A 19,385-nucleotide genomic window follows, 5' to 3' on the forward strand; every position below is an offset into this window, starting at 1 on the left:
GTACTCCTGGGGCATCGCGCTTGCCGCCCGGATCAGGGTCGGCCAGGTCCTCACCCGGGGCACCCCACCGCGAGGAGGGTTGCCGCCCAGCAAGCCGGGGCTTGGCGCTGGGACTCATCACCTGCGCCCATCATACGAGCCGGTGCTCCTCTCGTCCGGGTCGTCCGGACACTGGACCCACTCCGCTCAGGCAGGCACACCGGCCCCGGGCTCGGACGGGGAGCGCAGCCCGAGGTCGACCATCCGCTCCAGCAGGAGGGCGAGCCGGTAGCCGGGGTCGTGGGCAAGGGCCCGGTCGAGCGCGACCCTGGTGAGCGCGCCGTCACCGAGCCACCACGCGTAGTTGGCCAGCACCGTCAGCACCGGGGCCGCGACGTCGTCGGGGACCGCCCGCACCACCCACTGCAGCCGCGCCAGCAGTCGTCGGCCCGCGACCACCCCTGCGGTGCCACCGTCCGCGCGCCCGGCCCACACGGGTGCGGGCAGGCTCACGGCCACGGCGTCGGCGAGGTCGTCCGGCAGCAGCTCGAGCGGGAGGGTGCCCGGGCAGAGCCAGGCGATGACGGCGTCCCTGAGCCCCACGTCGAGCAGGCTGTCCACGAGGTCGGCCACGTCGTCGGCGGTGAGGGACTCCACCGGTCTCGCGTCGACGCCGACGTCCAGGACCAGGGCCCAGGTCGCCAGGTGCCGAAGGCGCTGCACGGCCTCGGCCCGGCTTCCGCCGCCGACCGACCGCACCGTCGAGGCCCTTCCGCGCCGGGCGAGCAGTGCAGCCACGGCCGGCGCGAGCCCGCCGTCGGCACGGACGATGGCGGCGAGGTCGTCCCGGCCCTGCAGCGGCGCGACCTCGAGGGCCACGAAGTCCGCGAGCGCGGGGACGTCGCGCGGCACCGGCTGCGCGTCCTCGGCGGAGGGACAGCACCCCGACGCACAGTCCGGCGCGGACCAGCAGCCGTCGTGCACGACCATCCGGTCGACCACCCGGATGCCGCACCCGACGAGCGCGTCACGCACCGCGTCGGAGAACTCCGTCGAGGCACCGGCCTCGGTCTCGTAGCCGACCAGCAGCACCCCGTCGGGGTCCTCGCGGACCATGGGGGCCACGACCGAGCTGCACGCCTCCGCGAGGTGCTCGGGCGGTGGGAGGTCGATCCGCTCGATCATCCCGAGGCGTCCGCCGCGCAGGGCGCAGAGGACGAGTGAGTCGCTCGGGTGGTAGCCGAGCTGGTACGGCAGCACGGACAGGACGTCTGCGGGACCGGTGAGCCGGATGGGTTCCATGGACCTACCGTCGCGGCCCCGGCGGCCCCGGACGAGACCCCGGCCCGCACGCTGTGGAGGGGGCAGCCGCCCCGGCGCGCCTGTGGACGAACGAGCGCGCCGGGGCGTCAGCGCCCCGCGTCAGCGCCCCGCGTCAGCTCGCGCCGGGCGGCTGGACCGTCAGCGCACGACGTGGCTGGGCACGGTGCGACCGGCACCGCGGCTGCGCCACGTGCGACGGCCCGGGGCGTCGGCGCCGACCGGGGCCGCGGTCCGCTCCCAGCGCAGGAACGACTCGGTCTCGTTGACCAGCGCGGCCGCGATCCACGAGGCCACCACGGCGTCGTCGGCCAGTCCCAGGACGGACAGGAAGGCCTCGGGCACGACGTCGATGGGCGACACGACGTACCCGAGCGCGGCCACGATCATGAGCAGGCGCCCGCGGGAGGTACCGGTGTACTCACCCCGGAAGGTCGCCCGCACCAGTCGTGGCACGCTCGCAGCGCGCTCCCCCATCGACGGGGTGCCCGGGCGCAACGCGGTGCGCAGGGCCGAGGCGATGGTGCGCAGGGCTCCCCAGCGGTTCACAGCCATGGTTCGTCTCCTCTGGTCCGGTCGTGCGGGTGCGGCTGCACCCGAACACGGTTCCAACCACCTTGACGGCCGGGTGATTCCCCTGGTTCCGCCAGCGCCCGGTCGCCGGGCGCCTTCGGGGTCCGCGGCTCCCAGACCGGCCGGGGTGGCCGGCCGGGCTCAGTGCCCCTTCGGCCGGGGCGGGAACTCGTGCCGGGCGTGGTCGGCGATCCGCTTGAGCAGGTAGGTGTCCAGTCCTGCGCCGACGACGCCACCGATCACCGGGACCCCTTTGCCGAACCTGGCGAGCGTCTTCTTGCCCGCGGTCGACAGCAGCCGGAAGCCGACCGCCTTGTTGACGACCATGAGCGCCGGTCCGGGCAGGCGCTGCGCGGCGAGGTTGGAGAGCCGTCCGGTGCTCATGACGCCCGCCTTCTTCAGCAGGTCGTCGGCGTCCGCGCCCACCAGGGTGAGCAGGACGGCGGAGCGGATCTCGGGCTGCTTGATGTCGTAGCCGCGCAGGGAGGCGATGGCTGCCACCGTGCGGGTGGCCACGACGTAGAACTCCACGACGTTGACCGGCAGGGCCACGGGCAGCGTGATGAAGCCGCCGAGCCCGGTGACGAACCCTCCGGCGGCCGCGAGCTTCAGGTGCGCCTGGACGACGGCGTCGACGGCGTTCTCGGCATCCGGTCGCTCTGCACGCTTGACGTCGGCGACCTTCTGCGCGGAGTCGAACGGTCCCTTGCCGTCGATCCCGAGGTCGAGCAGCTGCTCGACGAGGCCGGTCACGGCGCCCGAGAACATCCCCGTGTCCTCGCGCCCCGCCTTGGCCTGCTCGAGGGCCGAGGCCGGCCTGACCTGCACGTCTTCGGAGCCCAGCCCGAGGAAACCCATGCGACTCTCCCTGCATTCGGTGCCGGGTGGCCGACCGGCCACCCTTGCGCGCCATCCTGCCAGAGGGGCGCGTGACCAGCAGGTTTAGCCTTGGGGACATGGCTGAGCACACCGACATCACCACCGACTCCTCCCCCACCGGGTACGCGCACCCCGAGCGCCTCGTGTCCACCGAGTGGCTCGCGGACCAGGTCGAGGCGGGCCGCGTCGGCGCCCCCGACGGCATCGTCGTGCTGGAGTCCGACGAGGACGTCCTGCTCTACGACACCGGCCACATCCCCGGGGCGCTCAAGCTCGACTGGCACCAGGACCTCAACGACGCCGTGGTGCGCGACTACGTCGACGCCGAGCAGTTCGCCGCGGTGATGACCGCCCGCGGCGTCGCGCGCGACACCACGGTCGTCATCTACGGCGACAAGAACAACTGGTGGGCCGCCTACGCCCTGTGGGTGATGAGCCTGTTCGGGCACGAGGACGTGCGCCTCCTCGACGGCGGCCGCGCCAAGTGGGTGGCCGAGGGCCGCGAGCTCACCAAGGAGGTGCCGTCCGTCGACACCTCCGCGCGGGCTCCGTACCCGGTGGTCGAGCGCGCCGATGCGCCGATCCGCGCGTTCAAGGAGGACGTCCTCGCCCACCTCGGCGGCGCGCTGGTCGACGTCCGCTCCCCCGGCGAGTTCAGCGGTGAGCTGCTGCACATGCCCGACTACCCGCAGGAGGGCGCCATGCGCGGCGGCCACATCCCCGGTGCGCGGTCGGTCCCGTGGGCCCGCGCGGCGAACGAGGACGGCACGTTCAAGTCGCGCGAGGACCTCGAGGCCATCTACCTCACCGAGCAGGGACTGCAGCCGACCGACGCCACGATCGCCTACTGCCGCATCGGTGAGCGCTCGTCACACACCTGGTTCGTCCTGACCCACCTGCTCGGCTTCGACGACGTCCGCAACTACGACGGCTCGTGGACCGAGTGGGGCAACTCGGTGCGCGTGCCCGTCGAGCAGGGTGCACCGAAGTGACCGGCACCGTGGAGCTCCCGGCCGCGCTGCGTGAGATCGCGGACGACTTCGCCGAGCTCACCGCACCCGAACGGCTGCAGCTGCTGCTGGAGTTCAGCGAGGGCCTGCCCGAGCTGCCCGAGCGCTACGCCGGGTCGCTGGACTCGATGGAGCAGGTGCACGAGTGCCAGTCGCCGATCTTCCTCGCCGTCGAGGTCGCCGACGAGCCTGCCGACGAGCCGGGGCGCCGCCCGGTCCACCTCTACTTCTCGGCTCCGCCCGAGGCGCCCACGACGCGGGGCTTCGCGGGGATCCTGCACGAGGGGCTCGACGGCCTGACGGTCGACGAGGTGCTCGCCGTGCCCGAGGCCGCTCCGTACCAGTTCTCCCTCGGCGAGGCAGTCTCTCCCCTGCGCCTGCGCGGCATGGTCGGGATGCTCAGCCGGATCAAGCGGCAGACCGCGCTCAAGTCCCAGTCGTAGCAACACTTCTCGCATGGTCGCCGCATCCTCGCGTGTGGCGCCGGCGCCACGAGGCCGCGGCCCCCACTCGGGGACCGCGGCCTCGTGCCGTACGGGTGGTGACGGACCGGTCGGTCAGCTCACCGCGTCGAGGGCGTCGACGATGCCCTCGCCGTAGTAGCTGTTGTCCGTCGCCGGACCGGTGCAGGCCGGGCCCGCGTTGCCCTCGGCGGGGGCGCAGGCGTGGTCGTCGGCCTGGGCACCCAGTGCGTCGATGAGCTGCGCAGGCGTCCACGACGGGTGCGCCGACTTCATCAGGGCGAGGACCCCCGCGACGTGCGGCGAGGCCATCGAGGTGCCGCTGAGCCGGGCGTAGGTACCGCCGGGGTAGGTCGACAGGATCGACCGGCCCGGGGCCGCGACGTCGATGACACCGAGGCCACGGTTGGAGAACGACGCCAGCGACGTCGCCTGGGTCGTCGCCGAGACGGTCACGACACCGGGCAGCTCGGTCGGGATGTCCTTGCAGCCGTTGTTGATCGTGCGCGCGATCGGCTTGGTGTCGTTGGGGCTGGCGGTGTCGGTCGTCTTGTTGGCCAGGTCCTTGCCGGAGTTGCCGGCGGCAGCCGCGTGGACGACACCCTGCTTCGTGGACCAGGTCACCGCGCGCTCGACGGCGGTGCGCACCGCAGCCTGGTCGGGCTGGTCGTCACACCAGAACTCCATCGGGTCGACGTAGTAGCTGTTGTTGGTGACGTCCATCTTGTGCAGGCCGGCCCACACGAAACCGCAGATGGCGTACTCCGGGTAGATGAAGCCGTCGTCGTTGACGACCTTGACCGACGCGAGGCGAACGTTCGGGGCGACGCCGACGATGCCGACGCCGTTGCGGGCGGCTGCAATGGTGCCGGCGACGTGGGTGCCGTGACCGGAGGTCGTGGGACCCCAGGCGCCCGGCGTCATGTCAGGACGGCCCGCCGCCGTGCAGTTGACCGAGTCGGCCGCGTCGATGTTGGCCGCGAGGTCGGGGTGGGTGGCCTCGATACCACTGTCGAGGACGCCGACGAGGACGTCACGCGAGCCGTCGGTGACCCGGTGGGCCTGGTCGGCCTTGATCTGCGCGTTGTCCCACTGCTCGCCCTCGCGCGGGTCCGCGACCACGGCGTCGAGGCGGGCGTCGCCGCTGGAGAGGTCGCCGTTGGCCGGCTTGGCGTGGCCCTTCTGGTAGCCCGAGGCGCCCTTGCCCCACGACGGCGAGAGGTCGGTGGGGGTGCCCTCGCTCACCGCTGCGGTGCGGCTGGCGCCCACCGACTCGACGGCGTTGCCGCCGTTCCTGACCACGTCGGCCCGGAAGGCCTGGCGGTCGGAGTGGGCCACGACCACGCCGATCTGGGGCCAGGACTGCACCACGACACCGCCGGAGGCCTCGACCGCGCGCTCCACGAGGCGCGTCTGGCCCGGGTTGGCGACCTTGGCGTTGACGACGTAGCTCATGAGGTAGCCGTCGGGCGTGGACACCGGCACGGGGGTGGAGGCGTCCTGCGCCGTCGTCGACGCGGCGGCCGTCCCGGCCACCATCATCGTTGCCGCGAGCAGGGCGCCCGATGCGGCGAACGCCACGCCGCGCAGGCGGTGGGGGCGATAGGTCATGGTTTGTCCTCCTGGTGTGGGGGTTTGCTTCCAGTGCCCTGCGGATCGGGCACGTTCGGCACTGTGCCAAATCCCGGTGGTGAACGGGGCGTTGGCGACCCTTCACTTGTTCACTGCGCGGAGGCGTCGGCGCCGCCTGACAGGATGGCGCTGCCATGCCAGCACCCCTCGTCGCCCTCGTCGCCGCCCCTGACGGCCGGACGGCCGTCGTCGGGAACGGCGCGAGCGAGTGCCTGCCGGCGGAGCAGGTCGTCCCCAGGGCGGCTGCCCTCGTGGAGTCGGGCGCACGGTTGGTGTGGTGGGCGGCCTCCCGTGACACCGCGGCCCTGGTCGCCGCGCGGGTGCCGGTGGCCCGGTGCTGGGACGTCGCCGAGGCCCACCGCCTGCTCGTCGGCGGGTGGGAGGCCGGCCCGCCGGTCGCATGGGCCACCGCCCACGGGCTGGCCCTCGGCGCCGTGCCCGCGCCCTCGCGGGGGGACCTGTTCGACTTCCACGCCACCGAGGAGGCACCGGCCGACGAGGTGGTCCGCAGCGACGGCTACCTCGTCGCGGAGGCGGGCACCGCCACCTGGAGGCCCACCGACGAGGCGCTGGTCGCCTGGGGTCGGGCGGCCCTGGCGTGCGCCGAGGCCCAGGCCACCGCGCTCGGCGCCCTGGGTCCACGCAGCGTGGCCGCGGCCCACTCCGAGTCGGCGGCGGCATACCTCTGCGTGGAGCTGGAGCGGGACGGGCTCCCCATCGACCGGCAGGCAGCCGAGCAGCTCATCACCGCGAGCGCCGGCCCCCGGCCCACCGACGAGGCGGACGCGCGCCGGATCAGGGCCGAGCGCGACGCAGCCGTCCTCGCGCACACGCCGGGTCGGGGCTCGACCGACCTGCGCAACCCCGTCCAGGTCCGGGAGCTGCTGGCCTCGGTGGGGGTCGTCGTCCCCAACACGCGCAAGTGGGTCCTGGAGCCGTTTCGCGACACCCACCCGGTGGTCGGTGCCCTGCTGGAGTGGCGCAAGGCCGAGCGCATCGCCACGACCTACGGCCACCACTGGCTGGACACGCACGTGGGTCCCGACGACCGGCTCCGCGGCGGGTGGTCGGCGTGCGACGGCGCCGCCGGCCGGATGACGGCGCAGAACGGACTGCACAACCTGCCCACGGCGCTGCGCCCCGCAGTCGCCGCACACCCCGGGCACGTCCTCGTGCGTGCCGACCTCGGCCAGATCGAGCCGCGGGTGCTGGCCGTCGTCGCCGGTGACGCCGCGTTCGCCGCCGCCACGCGTGCCGACGACCTCTACGCCCCCGTCGCCGCGACCCTCGGCGTCGAGCGCCCGGTCGCGAAGGTCGCGGTGCTCGCCGCGATGTACGGCCAGCGCAGCGGCGCCGCGGGTGAGGCACTCAAGGGGCTCGAGCGGGCGTACCCGGTCGCGATGGGCTACCTCGACCGGGCCTACGAGTCGGGCCTGCGGCGGGAACCGTTGCGCACCTTCGGTGGTCGGCTCATCCGGCTCGACACGGTGCTCGCCGACGTCCCTGCGGAGGGGGCCGCTGCCTACGACGCGGCGCGGGGAAGGTTCGCTCGCAACGCCGTCATCCAGGGCAGCGCGGCCGAGCTGTTCAAGGCCTGGGCCGCCACGGTCCGGGCGACCACCCGCGGCCTCGGGGCGCAGATCGTGCTGTGCCTGCACGACGAGCTGCTCGTGCACGTGCCGCAGGAGCACGCGCAGGAGACGATGCGACGGGTGGCGACGGCCCTCGACGACAGCGCCCGGCGGTGGACCGGGTCGACGCAGGTGCGCTTCGTCGCCGACGCCTCGGTCATCCACCGGTGGTCGGAGGCCAAGGACTGAGCGCGGACATTCGACGAGGCGGACGTGACCTGAGGCGTTTGGTGGTTAGGTGTCCCCCATGGATGGCAACGACGTCAAGCAGGCGGCCTCGGAGGCCTCTGACCACCCCGCCGTGGAGGGTCTCGCCAGGGTCGGCTACGCCACGAGCGGCCTGCTCCACCTGCTGATCGGCTGGATCGCGCTGCAGGTCGCGTTCGGCGGGGGCGGCAAGAACGCCGACCAGAGCGGCGCGCTGGCCTCCCTCGCGGGGAACGGCCTCGGCAAGCTGCTCCTGTGGGTCGGGGTCATCGGCTTCCTCGGCCTGGCGCTGTGGCAGGTCGCCGATGCCATCGTGGGCCACCCCGGCGACGACGCGGACGCCTGGGGAGGACGCGCCAAGGCCGGCGGCAAGGCCGTCGTCTACCTCGCCCTGGCCTGGTCGGCGTTCGGGTTCGCGCGGGGGAAGTCGAGCAGCAACAGCCGCAGCCAGAGCATCGACTTCACCGCGAGCCTGCTGCAGAAGCCCGGCGGCCGGATCCTCGTCGTCATCGTCGGCCTCGCCGTGATCGTCGTCGGGGCCTACCACGTCTACAAGGGTGCCAAGAAGAAGTTCCTGCAGGACCTCGAGAGCCACCCCGGCACCTGGGCCACCCGGGCCGGGCAGGTCGGCTACGTCGCCAAGGGCGTGGCCCTGGCCATCGTCGGCATCCTGTTCGTCGCCGCCGCCCTGCACAAGAAGGCCAAGGAGGCCAGCGGCCTCGACGGCGCGCTCAAGTCCCTGCGCGACCAGCCGTTCGGGACCACGCTGCTCGTCGTCATGGCGCTGGGCTTCGCGGCGTTCGGCCTCTACAGCTTCGCCCGCGCGCGGCACGCCAAGGTCTGAGACCTACCCGGCGGCCGCGACCGTCAGGGCGTGGGACCCAACCGTCGGGCCGTGCTGGCCGACGGTCAGGGCGTGGGGCCGGCCGACGGGCCGTCGTCCGAGACGTCGCGCAGGAACTGCTCGAACTCGGCGCCGATCTCGTCGGCCGACGGCAGCTCGCTGACGTCGGTGGCCAGCAGGCTCGGCTTCTGGCGCCCCTCGCTGAAGGTGTCGTACTGGCGCTCCAGCGCGGCGATGACCTGCGAGACCTCCTCCGACCCCTCGATCTCGCGGGCGATCTCGGCCCGGTTGAGACCCGCCTGGGCGACGAGGTCGTCCGACGGGAGGTCGAGGCCGGTGGCCGCCACGATGGCGTTGAGCGCCGTGACGGCACCGTCGGCGAACTCCGCCTGGGCGAGGTAGTGGGGCACGTGCACGGCGAACCCGAGGGCGTCGTGGCCGGACTCGCCGAGCCTCAGCTCGAGCAGGGAGGCCAGGCTGCCGGGGACCTCGACGCGGCCGAACGGGCTGTCCTGGAACGGGACCAGCCGCGGGTCGGTGGCGTGCGAGGTGAGCCCGATCGGCCGGGTGTGCGGCACCGCCATGGGGATGCCGTGGGCGGTGACGACCAGGTCCACCCCCAGCAGGACCACGAGCTGGCGCACGGCCTCGGTGACCCGCTCCCACTGGAAGTCCGGCTCGGGTCCGGTGAGGAGCAGGTACGGCGTGCCATCACGGTCGGTGAGCCGGTGCAGCGCCAGGCAGGGGTCGTCGTAGCTCATCCACCGGTTGGCGTCGAAGACCATGGCGGGACGGCGGGCCCGGTAGTCGACGAGCTGGTCGGTGTCGAAGGCCGCCACCACGGTGGACTCCCCCGAGGACAGGAGGTGGTCGGTGAGGAGTCGCTGCGTGTGGCCGGCGTCCATGAAGCCGCCCAGTGCGACGAGCATGACCGAGGCCCGCAGCTCCTGCGGGTCGGTGTCGGTCTCGAAGTGGTAGAGCTCGGATGGGTTCAGCACGATGACTCCAGCGGTGGGTGGTTCTCGAGGAATGTTCCACAGTGCCAACGCCTCAGCATGACAGGGGATTCCTCGGTGCGGGTCCGCCGACGGCATGAGTCCGGCACGAGTGCACGCAATCACGTTGCGGGAATGCACGGGGCCGTCGTATGGTTCCGATGAAACGAAACAGTTTCGTACCATCGATCGAAGGACCAGCGTGACTCCCCCCTCCTCCACCGCCACCTCGACCCACGAGGAGTCCGTCCGCACGCGTCCCCGCGTGGAGGGCGAGCGGGAGCGCGAGATCCTCGAGGCGACGCTCGAGACACTGGTCGAGCTGGGCTACGACAAGCTGAGCTTCGACGCGGTGGCCGGCGCCGCCAAGGCGTCCAAGGCCACGCTCTACCGGCGCTGGCCCGCCAAGGTCGACCTCGTCGTCGACGCGCTCGAGCTGATGCTGGGCGTCGAGGCCGACCGGTTCCCCGACACCGGCACGCTGCGCGGCGACCTGATCTCCCAGGCCTGCGCCAAGGGCGGCCTCGCCGACGACCAGCCCGTCAAGGTCTTCGGGTCGCTCATGAACGCGATGCACCGCGACCGCGAGCTCCACGACGCGATCATGACGCGGCTCATCGCCCCCAAGATGGCCTCGGCCGTCCACATCTTCCGCGCTGCCCAGCAGCGCGGTGAGGTCGGCCCCGGGGCCGACCTCGACCTGCTGGCACGCCTGCTGCCGGCCATCTCGATCCACGAGGCGATGCTCACGGGCTCACACCCGTCGCAGGACCGCCTCGTCACCCTGGTGGACAGCGTCGTCCTCCCGGCCTGCGCGGCCACGGTGCAGCGCGACTGAACCACCCGCTCCGTACGGGCCCTGCGGCCCACTCCACTCATCCCGCTCCACCCACACCAGCTAGGACAGCCATGTCTTCCACCTCTGCGCTCGAGCACGCCTCGACGCCCGAGAGCCCGCAGGCCTCCAGGGTCCCGCAGCGCCTCGGACTCGCCCTGACGGTCATCAGTGCGGCCCAGCTCATGGTCGTGCTCGACGGCACCATCGTGAACATCGCCCTGCCGCACCTGCAGAAGGACCTCGGCTTCACGCCGGACAACCTCTCGTGGGTCGTCAACGCCTACACCCTCGCGTTCGGTGGCCTGCTGCTCCTCGGTGGGCGCCTCGGCGACCTCTTCGGCCGCCGCAAGGTCTTCATGACCGGTGTCATCGTCTTCGCCGCCGCCTCGCTCGTCGGTGGCATCGCCCAGACCGAGGCGATCCTGCTCGGCGCCCGCGCCCTGCAGGGTGTCGGCGCCGCACTCGCCTCCCCCACCGCCCTGGCTCTGATCACCACGACCTTCCCGGCCGGCCAGGCGCGCAACCGCGCCATGGGTGTGTACGCCGCGATGTCCGGTGCCGGCGCCGCCATCGGCCTCATCCTCGGCGGTGCGCTGACCGAGGCGTCCTGGCGCTGGACGTTCTTCATCAACGTCCCGATCGGCCTGCTCGTGGTCTTCCTCGCGCCGCGCGTGCTCAAGGAGTCCGAGCGCGGTCGCGGCACCCTCGACGTCCCCGGCGCCGTCACCGGCACCCTGGGCCTCGCCTCGCTCGTCTACGGCCTGACCCACGCCGCCAGCACCTCGTGGGGCGACGCCGTCACCGTCGGGACGCTCGTCGCAGGTGTGGTCCTGCTCGGGGTCTTCATGCTCGTCGAGTCGCGCTCGGAGCACCCGCTGCTCCCGATCCGCATCCTCCAGGACCGCACGCGCGGCACCTCGTTCGTCGTCATGCTGGTCGTGGGCGCGGCGATGTTCTCGATGTTCTACTTCCTGGGCCTCTACATCCAGCAGGTGCTCGGGTACTCCCCGCTCAAGGCCGGCTTCGCGTTCCTGCCGTTCTCGTTCGGCATCGTCATCGCGGCGCAGGTCGCCTCCGCCCTGATGACGCGGGTCGACCCCCGCTGGATCTCCGGCACCGGTGCGGTGCTCGCGTCGGCTGCGATGTTCGGGTTCTCCCGCCTCGAGGTCGACAGCTCCTACGCCGCCCACCTGCTGCCGTTCATCGTCGTCATGGCGTTCGGCATGGGCCTGGTCTTCGTGCCGATGACCCTCACCGCGGTGGCCGGTGTCGCCCAGGAGGACTCGGGTGTCGCCTCCGCGGTGCTCAACACGATGCAGCAGGTCGGTGGCTCGCTCGGCCTCGCCACGCTCAGCACGGTCTTCGCCAGCGCGCTGGCCGACCGGGCCGGCGAGCTCGGCGGCGCCCTGCAGGCCAAGGCCGCTGCGGGTGGCATGACGCCCGAGCAGATCGGCCAGGCCAAGGCCGTCATCGGCCTCCAGGCGCAGACCTACGGGTCGGGCCGCGCCTACCTCGTCGGTGCCTCGATGATCCTGGTCGCGGCCGCGATCACCTTCGCGTTCCTCAACGTCAAGCACGAGAAGCTGTCGACCGAGGGCCACGAGAACGTGCACCTCGCCTGACGGCACCGCCCCGCCAGACCGAGGGTTCGGGGGCACCGGAGCGACGTACGCGTCGCCCCGGTGCCCCCGAACCCGTTCCCGGGGTCGCGTCAGCCGTTCCCCCGGACGCGTCAGGCGTCGAGGGGCGCGTCAGGCGTCGAGGGCCTCGAGCGCGGCGCGGATCCGCTTCTCCGACACGGGGTACGCCGTGCCGAGACCGTTGGCGAACAGGCTCACCCGAAGCTCCTCCACCATCCACCCCACGGCGCGCACGGGGGCGGAGCGGCGATCCACCGGCGGCAGGGAGTCGAGCAGGTCGGCGTACGCGACCTCCACCCGGTCCACGACCTCCTGGCTGGCGGCGTCGCGGGCCAGGGCCGCGGGAGAGGACGTCGACTTCTGCAGGCGCTGCACCATGGCGCGCAGGTAGCGGCGCAGGTGCCCGAGGTGGTCCAGGCCCGTGTCGGCGACGAAGCCGAGATACACGAGGCTGTCGAGCTGGGCCCGGACGTCCGCGGTCAGCGCGGCCGTCGCGGGTGACGTGAGCCGGGCGAGCTCGGCCCTGACCTCCCGGGCAGCGGCGAGCACTGGCTCGACCTCGTCGACGACGAGCAGGACCCGGGTGGCGACGTGGGTGCGCACGGCGCCGAGCACCTCCTCGAAGGCGGCCTCGTCGCGCACCGCAGTGGCCCCACCGGGCCGCTCTGCCACGAGTGCGTCGACCGCGCACGCGAGGCAGTCCTCGAGCAGCGCGGGCACCGAGCCGTGCGGGTTGTCCGCGAGGACGAGCTTCTGGGTGTTGGTGAGCCGCGCGAGGACACGCTTCCACGGTGCGGTGGTGTTGAGCAGCAGGAGCCGGCGCACCCCCAGCGCGGTCGCGGCCTGGGCCTCGCGCTCCCCCGCCAGCACCTGGAGGTCGACGGACGTCCCGCGGTCCACCAGGGCCGGGTAGCCGTGGACGACCTGACCACCGGACCGCGCCTCGAAGGTCTCCGGCAGAGTGCCGAAGTCCCATCGCTGCAGCCCTTTTCGCTCCACTGACGCGCTGGCTCGCGACATCCGGCGCTGCACCTGGCCGGCCAGCTGCTCCTGCAGGGCGCCGAGGTCCTTGCCGCTGCCGACCACGCGCCCGCGGTCGTCCTCGACGCTGAAGGTGATGCGCAGGTGGTCGGCGACGCGGTCGACGCCCCAGTCCTCCGGCGGGATGCGGGTGCCGGTCTTCGCGTGCAGCACCCGGGCCAGCTCCTCGTCGAGGCGTCGGCCACCGCCGGGCTGCACGTCAGCCAGAGCTGCCGCCGCGTGGTCCGGCGCGGGGACGAAGTGGCGACGGGTCGCCTTGGGCAGGGCTCGGATCAGCGCCGTCGCGAGGTCGGGACGCAGCCCCGGCACCTGCCAGTCGAACCCCTCGTCGACCACCTGGTTGAGCACCTGCAGCGGGATGTGCACCGTCACGCCGTCGGCAGCAGCACCCGGCTCGAACTGGTAGGTGACGGGGAGCTCGAGGCCGCCCTGTCGCCAGACCCGGGGGTAGTCACTGGCCGAGACCTCGTCGGCGCTGTCGCGGGTGAGCATCTCCTCGGTGAACGTCAGGAGGTCCGGGGTCTGCTTCCGGGCGTCCTTCCACCAGCGGTCGAAGTGCCGCTGCGAGACGACCTCTGCCGGCACGCGCTGCTCGTAGAAGGTGACGAGGTCCTCGTCGTCGACGACGATGTCGCGGCGCCGGGCGCGCTCCTCGAGCTCGGAGAGCCGTTGCAGGAGAGCCTGGTTGGCACGGAAGAAGGCGTGGTGGGTGTCCCAGTCACCCTCGACGAGCGCGTGCCGGATGAACAGCTCGCGGGACTCCTCGGGGTTGACCCGCGCATAGCTCACGGTGCGCGCCGCGACGAGCGGCACGCCGTACAGGGTCACCCGCTCGGTGGCCTGGGCGGCACCCTGCTTGCGCGACCAGCGCGGCTCCGAGTAGGTGCGCTTGACCAGGTGCGGCGCGAGCCGCTCGGCCCACACGGGGTCGATCCTGGCGTTGGTGCGGGCCCACAGGCGCGTGGTCTCGACGAGCTCGGCGGACATGACGAACGCCGGCTGCCTCCGGAACAGCGTCGAGCCCGGGGAGATGGAGAACCGTGCACCGCGCGCACCGAGGTAGTCGCGCTTGGCCTCGTCGCGGACACCGACGTGCGACAGCAGCCCGGCGAGCAGGGCCTGGTGGACGAGGTCGGCGTTCGGGGCCTCGCCGGGCGCTGCCGTCGCCTGCCTGGGGTCGATGCCCACGTCCTGGCAGGCCTTGCGCAGCTGGCTGTGCAGGTCCTGCCACTCGCGCACCCTGAGGTAGTGCAGGAACTCGGTGCGGCACATGCGCCGGAACGCGCTGTGGCTCAGCGCCTTCTGCTGCTCCTTGAGGTAGGCCCACAGGTTGAGCAGCGAGACGAAGTCGGAGTGCTCGTCCTTGAACCGCGCGTGCGACTGGTCGGCCTGCGTCTGCTTGTCGGCCGGTCGCTCGCGGGGGTCCTGCATCGACAGGGCGGCGACGACGACGAGCACCTCGCGGGTGCACCCCAGCTTGCCCGCCTCGATGAGCATGCGCCCGAGCCGCGGGTCCACGGGCAGCCGGGCGAGCGAGCGGCCGTACGGCGTCAGCTGACGGCCGCGCCCACGTCCCCTCCGCGGCCGGTCGCGGGTGTCCCCGTCCGCCCCTTCGCCGGCGTCGTCGGCGATGTCGAAGGCCTGCAGCTCCTCGAGCAGCCGCACCCCGTCGGCCACCTGGCGGGGGTCGGGGGCGTCGACGAACGGGAAGCGCGACACGTCGCCCAGCCCCAGCGACGTCATCTGCAGGATGACCGCGGCGAGGCTGGTGCGCTGGATCTCGGGCTCGGTGAACTCGGGGCGGCTGTCGTAGTCCTCCTCGGAGTAGAGCCGGATGCAGATGCCGTCCGCCACGCGCCCGCACCGGCCGGCGCGCTGGTTGGCGCTGGCCTGCGACACCGGCTCGATCGGCAACCGCTGCACCTTGGTGCGCTGGCTGTACCGGGAGATGCGCGCGGTGCCCGCGTCGACGACGTACCGGATGCCCGGCACCGTCAGCGACGTCTCGGCGACGTTGGTCGCGAGCACGACCCGCCGTCCCGAGGCGCGGCCGAAGACGCGGTGCTGCTCCGCCGCGGACAGTCGCGCGTAGAGCGGGAGGACCTCGGTCTGCGGCAGGTCCATCGAGGACAGGGCGTCGGCCGTGTCGCGGATCTCGCGTTCGCCGGAGAGGAACACGAGGATGTCGCCCTCGCGGTTCTCGGTCCACAGCTCCTCGACCGCCTCGCAGACACCGGTGACCTGGTCACGCTCGGTGTCGTCGGGACGGTCCGGGTCGACCAGCGGGCGGTAGCGGAGCTCTACGGGGTAGGTGCGCCCGGACACCTCGATGATCGGCGCCGGCTCCCCCGTGCGCGCGTCCGCGAAGTGCTCGGCGAAGCGCTCGGGGTCGATGGTCGCCGAGGTGATGACGACCTTGAGGTCGGGGCGTCGTGGGAGCAGCTGCTTGAGGTAGCCGAGGATGAAGTCGATGTTGAGGCTGCGCTCGTGCGCCTCGTCGATGATGATCGTGTCGTACTTGCGCAACAGGCGGTCGCGCTGCATCTCGTTGAGCAGGATGCCGTCGGTCATCACCTTGACGAGGGTGTCGTCGCTGCTCTCGTCGGTGAACCGGACCTGGTAGCCGACCGCCGTGCCGAGCTCGACCTCGAGCTCCTCGGCGATGCGCTCGGCGACCGACCGCGCCGCGATGCGCCGGGGCTGGGTGTGGCCGACGAGCCCGGCCCGGCCACGCCCGACCTCGAGGCAGATCTTCGGCAGCTGCGTCGTCTTCCCGGAGCCGGTCTCCCCCGCGACGATGACGACCTGGTGGTCGCGGATGGCGGCCGCGATGTCGTCCTTGCGCGCGACGACGGGCAGCTGCTCGGGGTAGTTGAGCGGCGGGACCGGGATGTCCGGTCTCCGCTGCGGCGGTGCGGACCGCCCCGGTGCCGGCCGCCCCCGCCGTCCCCGGCGTCGCCGGGGGTCTGGAGCAGGGCTGGACACCGGCTCAGCATACGGGCGCGCCCGTGGTGCACCCGTCGCCCGCTGCAGGTCCCACGCGCGTCCGCGCAGGTACCACACCTGCGCCCGCCGTTCGTCTAGGGTGGCCCGGACATGAACTCCCGGTGAACTCTCGGCCGGCCGAAGACAGGTCCTCCTCGACATGACTGCCTCGCACTCCTCCACCGCAGCCGCGGCGCCCGGCGACCGCACCGGCTACTGGGACGACTACTACGCCTCCCGCTCCTCCGTCGCCCGGCCGCTGCCGTCGCAGTTCGCGACCTTCGTGGCCGGCGAGCTCACCGGGCCGTGCCGCGTGGTCGAGCTGGGCTGCGGCAACGGCCGCGACTCGATCTTCTTCGCCTCCTACGGCCACGACGTGACCGGGGTCGACGGCTCGGAGTCGGCGGTCAAGGGCTGCCAGACCCTCGCCGAGGCGCTCGGGGTGGAGGCCCGCTTCCTGCACTCGAGCATCGACGACCCGGAGCTGCCGGGTCGCCTCGGCCGCGCCGGCGAGCACGACGGGCAGCTGGTCATCTACGCCCGCTTCTTCGTCCACGCGATCACCGACGAGGAGGAGAAGGACTTCTTCGCCCTGGCGACCCAGCTCACCTCCCCCGGCGACGTGCTGGCCGTCGAGTACCGCACGGTCCGCGACCAGAGCGGCGCCAAGGTCACCGACGCGCACTACCGCCGATTCGTGGCGCCGTCGAGCTTCCAGGCCAACGCCCTCGCCAGCGGCTTCGAGGTCACCTACGCCGCCGAGGGCTTCGGCTTCGCCAAGTACAAGCAGGACGACGCGTACTGCGCCCGCGAGCTGTTCACCCGCCGCTGACCCATGGTGGACGACCGCGCCATCCGCGCGCTGGACGACGTGATCCTGTCGGCACGCACGCTCTTCCCCGACCTCGAGTACCTCGCCCCGGGTGGTGTGCTCGAGCTCGTCGTGCGGCGCCACGGCGTGGAGCGGGTCAGGGTCGAGCTGCCCCCGGGCCAGTTCCTGCACCTGCAGAACATCGGGGTCGACTCACCCGACGACGGCCGCACCGCGGGGGCCCGCCTCGAGGTCAGCTCCTGGTACAAGGGCTACGGCGAGCGGTTCGACCTGCAGCGGCTGCTCGACTTCGACCACCCGTCAGGCACCGTGGTCCACACCAAGGCCGACGAGCCCGCGTGGCTCGAGCTCGCCTTCGACGCCCCGATCGACCTCGAGCGGCTGCGGTTGCGCAACGTCGTCGGCGAGACCGCGGTGCGCGCCCGAGGACTGCGTGTCCTGGTGCAGACCGGCGGCACCTGGCTCGTGGCCTACGACCACGCGGCGCGCGTCGGGGAGCTGCGCCGGCTGCTCACGCACCGTACGGAGCTCGGCGGCGACCCGACGGTGACCTCCTTGCTGCCCCTGCTGGCCCAGACGTTCGGTGGCGAGTACACCGGTGCCCGTGAGGCGCTGGACGCCCACACCGAGCTCAGCGCAGCCGACCGCCGCGCCTTCCGGGCCGCGGTCACCTCCGGCCTGCTGGCGGACCGACAGCTGGAGTGGACCGTCCACGGACCGCAGCGCTGCTTCCGGTTCTGGGGCGAGGCGGAGAAGGTCACCTACATCGAGCTGGCGGCCCGGGTCGCCGAGGCGCTGCGCGGCCTGACGCCCCAGGTCTGCTTCGGCTTCGGCGCCGCCCTGTGCGTCGTGCGTGACGGTGACCTCATCCCCCACGACGACGACCTCGACGTCATCATCGGGTTCGACCCGCACGAGGCGGCGACGCTCGGTGACGGCCTCGCCCTGGTCGAGCAGTGCCTGCGTCCCCTCGGCTACACCGTCACCGGCAACTTCACCGCGCACCGGCAGGTGCGACTCAACGGCTCCAAGCAGGTGGACGTGTTCGTCGGCCTGTTCGAGGGCGACACCATCAGCTGGTACCCCGGGACGCGTGGGGCCCTGGACCGCGACCTGATGTTCCCGGCGTCGCAGGGGCGGCTCCTCGGGGTGCCGGTGCCGCTGCCGCGCAACCCGCTGGTCTACCTCGAGCGGTTGTACGGCGAGGGGTGGCGCCACCCCGACCCCGACTTCCGGCACACGTGGGACCGCGCGACGTACGCCGACCTCACGCGCGCCGGGCGCGGCTGACCGACCTGACGCCGCCGACTACGTCGGCTGGACCACCCGCGGTCCGGCCACCAGTCACCCCATTGCTGTACCCACTCCCGCAGCCCCCTCCTTAGCGTGTCTCGAAGTGCTCTGTGACGCACCACGGGGCTGACTCTGGGAGGAGATCCACCACCATGCGTTCGAGTCGTTGGTCCATCGCCGTCGCGGTTGCCTCCGCGACCGCCCTCATCGCGGCGCCCGCAGCGTCCGCACACGCCGGCTCCGCAGCCCGCACCTGGACCCCCAAGGTCCTCAACTCCGAGGTCGTCGCACCGTTCCACCTGGCGACGAACGACGGCCGCCTCTACGTCGCCGACGGTGGCACGAGCACCGTCTCCCGCGTCAACGGGGACGGCTCGCTGACCATGCTCGCCCAGGGGCCGATGCCCGGCGAGGTGTCCGGCGTCGCGAAGACCGACAACGCCCTCGCCTACACGACCCTCGACTACACCACCGGCGAGGCCACCCTCACGGTCAAGCGTGGCAGCAAGACCATGGTCGCGAACCTCACCGCGTTCGAGACGAGGCGCAACCCCGACCAGCGCGTCCACTACGGCTTCAAGGACCCGTCCTGCGCCAACGGCGCACTGGGTGACCTGGCTGCCTACACCGGCCAGGTGGACTCGCACGCCTATGCCGTCACCCGGTGGAACGGCGCGTGGGTGGTCGCGGACGCCGGTGGCAACGACCTGGTGAAGGTCGACGACAACGGTCACGTGTCGCTGCTGTCGCTCCTGCCGCCGCAGCCGCTCCTGGTGAGCCAGGAGTTCGCCGACGCCAACGGGATCCCGGACTGCGCCGGCCAGCGGTACAAGTTCGAGCCCGTGCCGACCGATGTCGAGGTGGGCATGGACGGCATGCTCTACGTCTCCACGCTGCCCGGTGGGCCCGAGGACCCGTCGGCCGGCGCCCGCGGCTCGGTCTACAAGGTTAACCCGTGGACCGGTGCCGCCACCCGGGTGGCGACCGGCTTCGCCGGGGCGACCAGCGTCACCCAGGGCAGCGACGGCACGCTGTACGTGGCCGAGCTCTTCGGTGGCAAGGTGACCGCGGTCCGCAACGGCCACAAGAGCACGGCTGCCATGCTGCCGGGCGCCCTCGCCGTCGAGTACGGCAACGGCCACCTGTACGCCGGGACGCTGGCTCCCACGGACGACCAGGGCAACCCGACCGGTACGGGGTCCATCGTCAGGATCCGCTGACACCG

At 72.5% G+C, this 19,385-nt stretch carries 15 protein-coding genes and 1 riboswitch; of the genes, 9 read left to right on the forward strand and 6 right to left on the reverse strand.

What is annotated here, in order from left to right:
- Positions 1 to 11: 11 nt before the first annotated feature.
- A riboswitch (SAM riboswitch) is annotated at positions 12 to 122 on the reverse strand.
- 64 nt (positions 123 to 186) lie between these two features.
- The 3 genes from ABEA42_RS06235 to ABEA42_RS06245 all read right to left on the reverse strand — a co-directional run bounded on the left by ABEA42_RS06235 (position 187) and on the right by ABEA42_RS06245 (position 2,730).
- On the reverse strand, positions 187 to 1,281 hold the full coding sequence (locus tag ABEA42_RS06235; protein ID WP_345501906.1) for a DUF4192 domain-containing protein: 1,095 nt from the start codon (positions 1,279 to 1,281) through the stop codon (positions 187 to 189).
- Between the two features lie 159 nt (positions 1,282 to 1,440).
- Positions 1,441 to 1,854, reverse strand: coding sequence for a YkvA family protein (locus ABEA42_RS06240; protein ID WP_345501907.1), 414 nt, complete (start codon positions 1,852 to 1,854; stop codon positions 1,441 to 1,443).
- 159 nt (positions 1,855 to 2,013) lie between these two features.
- Positions 2,014 to 2,730 (reverse strand): EcsC family protein, encoded by a 717-nt coding sequence (locus ABEA42_RS06245; protein ID WP_345501909.1) that lies wholly within the window; start codon positions 2,728 to 2,730, stop codon positions 2,014 to 2,016.
- A 98-nt stretch (positions 2,731 to 2,828) separates the two neighbouring features.
- Between ABEA42_RS06245 and ABEA42_RS06250 the strand changes: the two genes are divergently transcribed.
- On the forward strand, positions 2,829 to 3,743 hold the full coding sequence (locus ABEA42_RS06250) for a sulfurtransferase (RefSeq protein ID WP_345501910.1): 915 nt from the start codon (positions 2,829 to 2,831) through the stop codon (positions 3,741 to 3,743).
- Positions 3,740 to 4,204, forward strand: coding sequence for a SufE family protein (locus tag ABEA42_RS06255; RefSeq protein ID WP_345501911.1), 465 nt, complete (start codon positions 3,740 to 3,742; stop codon positions 4,202 to 4,204). Before ABEA42_RS06250 ends, ABEA42_RS06255 begins: the two co-directional genes overlap by 4 nt.
- Positions 4,205 to 4,318: 114 nt before the next feature.
- Here the strand turns inward: ABEA42_RS06255 and ABEA42_RS06260 are convergent, their stop codons facing one another.
- Positions 4,319 to 5,833, reverse strand: coding sequence for a S8 family serine peptidase (locus ABEA42_RS06260; RefSeq protein WP_345501912.1), 1,515 nt, complete (start codon positions 5,831 to 5,833; stop codon positions 4,319 to 4,321).
- A 155-nt stretch (positions 5,834 to 5,988) separates the two neighbouring features.
- Between ABEA42_RS06260 and ABEA42_RS06265 the strand changes: the two genes are divergently transcribed.
- Positions 5,989 to 7,674, forward strand: coding sequence for a DNA polymerase (locus ABEA42_RS06265; RefSeq protein WP_345501913.1), 1,686 nt, complete (start codon positions 5,989 to 5,991; stop codon positions 7,672 to 7,674).
- Positions 7,675 to 7,732: 58 nt separating this feature from the next.
- Positions 7,733 to 8,536 carry a DUF1206 domain-containing protein gene (locus tag ABEA42_RS06270; RefSeq protein WP_345501915.1) on the forward strand — a complete coding sequence of 268 codons (804 nt, stop codon included), beginning with the start codon at positions 7,733 to 7,735 and terminating at the stop codon, positions 8,534 to 8,536.
- Between the two features lie 65 nt (positions 8,537 to 8,601).
- Here ABEA42_RS06270 and ABEA42_RS06275 read toward each other — a convergent pair whose 3' ends face one another.
- Positions 8,602 to 9,534, reverse strand: a complete 933-nt coding sequence (locus ABEA42_RS06275) for a PAC2 family protein (protein WP_345501916.1) — start codon at positions 9,532 to 9,534, stop codon at positions 8,602 to 8,604.
- A 199-nt stretch (positions 9,535 to 9,733) separates the two neighbouring features.
- Between ABEA42_RS06275 and ABEA42_RS06280 the strand changes: the two genes are divergently transcribed.
- On the forward strand, positions 9,734 to 10,369 hold the full coding sequence (locus tag ABEA42_RS06280; RefSeq protein WP_345501917.1) for a TetR/AcrR family transcriptional regulator: 636 nt from the start codon (positions 9,734 to 9,736) through the stop codon (positions 10,367 to 10,369).
- Between the two features lie 71 nt (positions 10,370 to 10,440).
- Complete coding sequence (locus ABEA42_RS06285; protein WP_345501918.1) at positions 10,441 to 11,991, forward strand: MFS transporter; 1,551 nt, start codon at positions 10,441 to 10,443, stop codon at positions 11,989 to 11,991.
- A gap of 129 nt (positions 11,992 to 12,120) precedes the next feature.
- Here the strand turns inward: ABEA42_RS06285 and hrpA are convergent, their stop codons facing one another.
- On the reverse strand, positions 12,121 to 16,035 hold the full coding sequence (gene hrpA / locus ABEA42_RS06290; protein WP_425571999.1) for an ATP-dependent RNA helicase HrpA: 3,915 nt from the start codon (positions 16,033 to 16,035) through the stop codon (positions 12,121 to 12,123).
- Positions 16,036 to 16,195: 160 nt separating this feature from the next.
- Here hrpA and ABEA42_RS06295 point away from each other — a divergent pair, with 160 nt between their 5' ends.
- The 3 genes from ABEA42_RS06295 (at position 16,196) to ABEA42_RS06305 (ending at position 19,380) form a co-directional block, all read left to right on the forward strand.
- Positions 16,196 to 16,867: a class I SAM-dependent methyltransferase gene (locus ABEA42_RS06295; RefSeq protein ID WP_345501919.1), complete on the forward strand. Its 672-nt coding sequence runs from the start codon at positions 16,196 to 16,198 to the stop codon at positions 16,865 to 16,867.
- 3 nt (positions 16,868 to 16,870) lie between these two features.
- A complete protein-coding gene (locus ABEA42_RS06300) occupies positions 16,871 to 18,157 on the forward strand; it encodes a hypothetical protein (RefSeq protein ID WP_345501920.1) in 1,287 nt (428 codons plus the stop codon).
- Between the two features lie 155 nt (positions 18,158 to 18,312).
- Positions 18,313 to 19,380, forward strand: a complete 1,068-nt coding sequence (locus ABEA42_RS06305) for a ScyD/ScyE family protein (protein WP_345501921.1) — start codon at positions 18,313 to 18,315, stop codon at positions 19,378 to 19,380.
- Positions 19,381 to 19,385: the final 5 nt, after the last annotated feature.

This window comes from Pedococcus ginsenosidimutans, assembly GCF_039544395.1.
In the GTDB taxonomy this organism is placed as follows: Bacteria; Actinomycetota; Actinomycetes; order Actinomycetales; family Dermatophilaceae; genus Pedococcus; species Pedococcus ginsenosidimutans.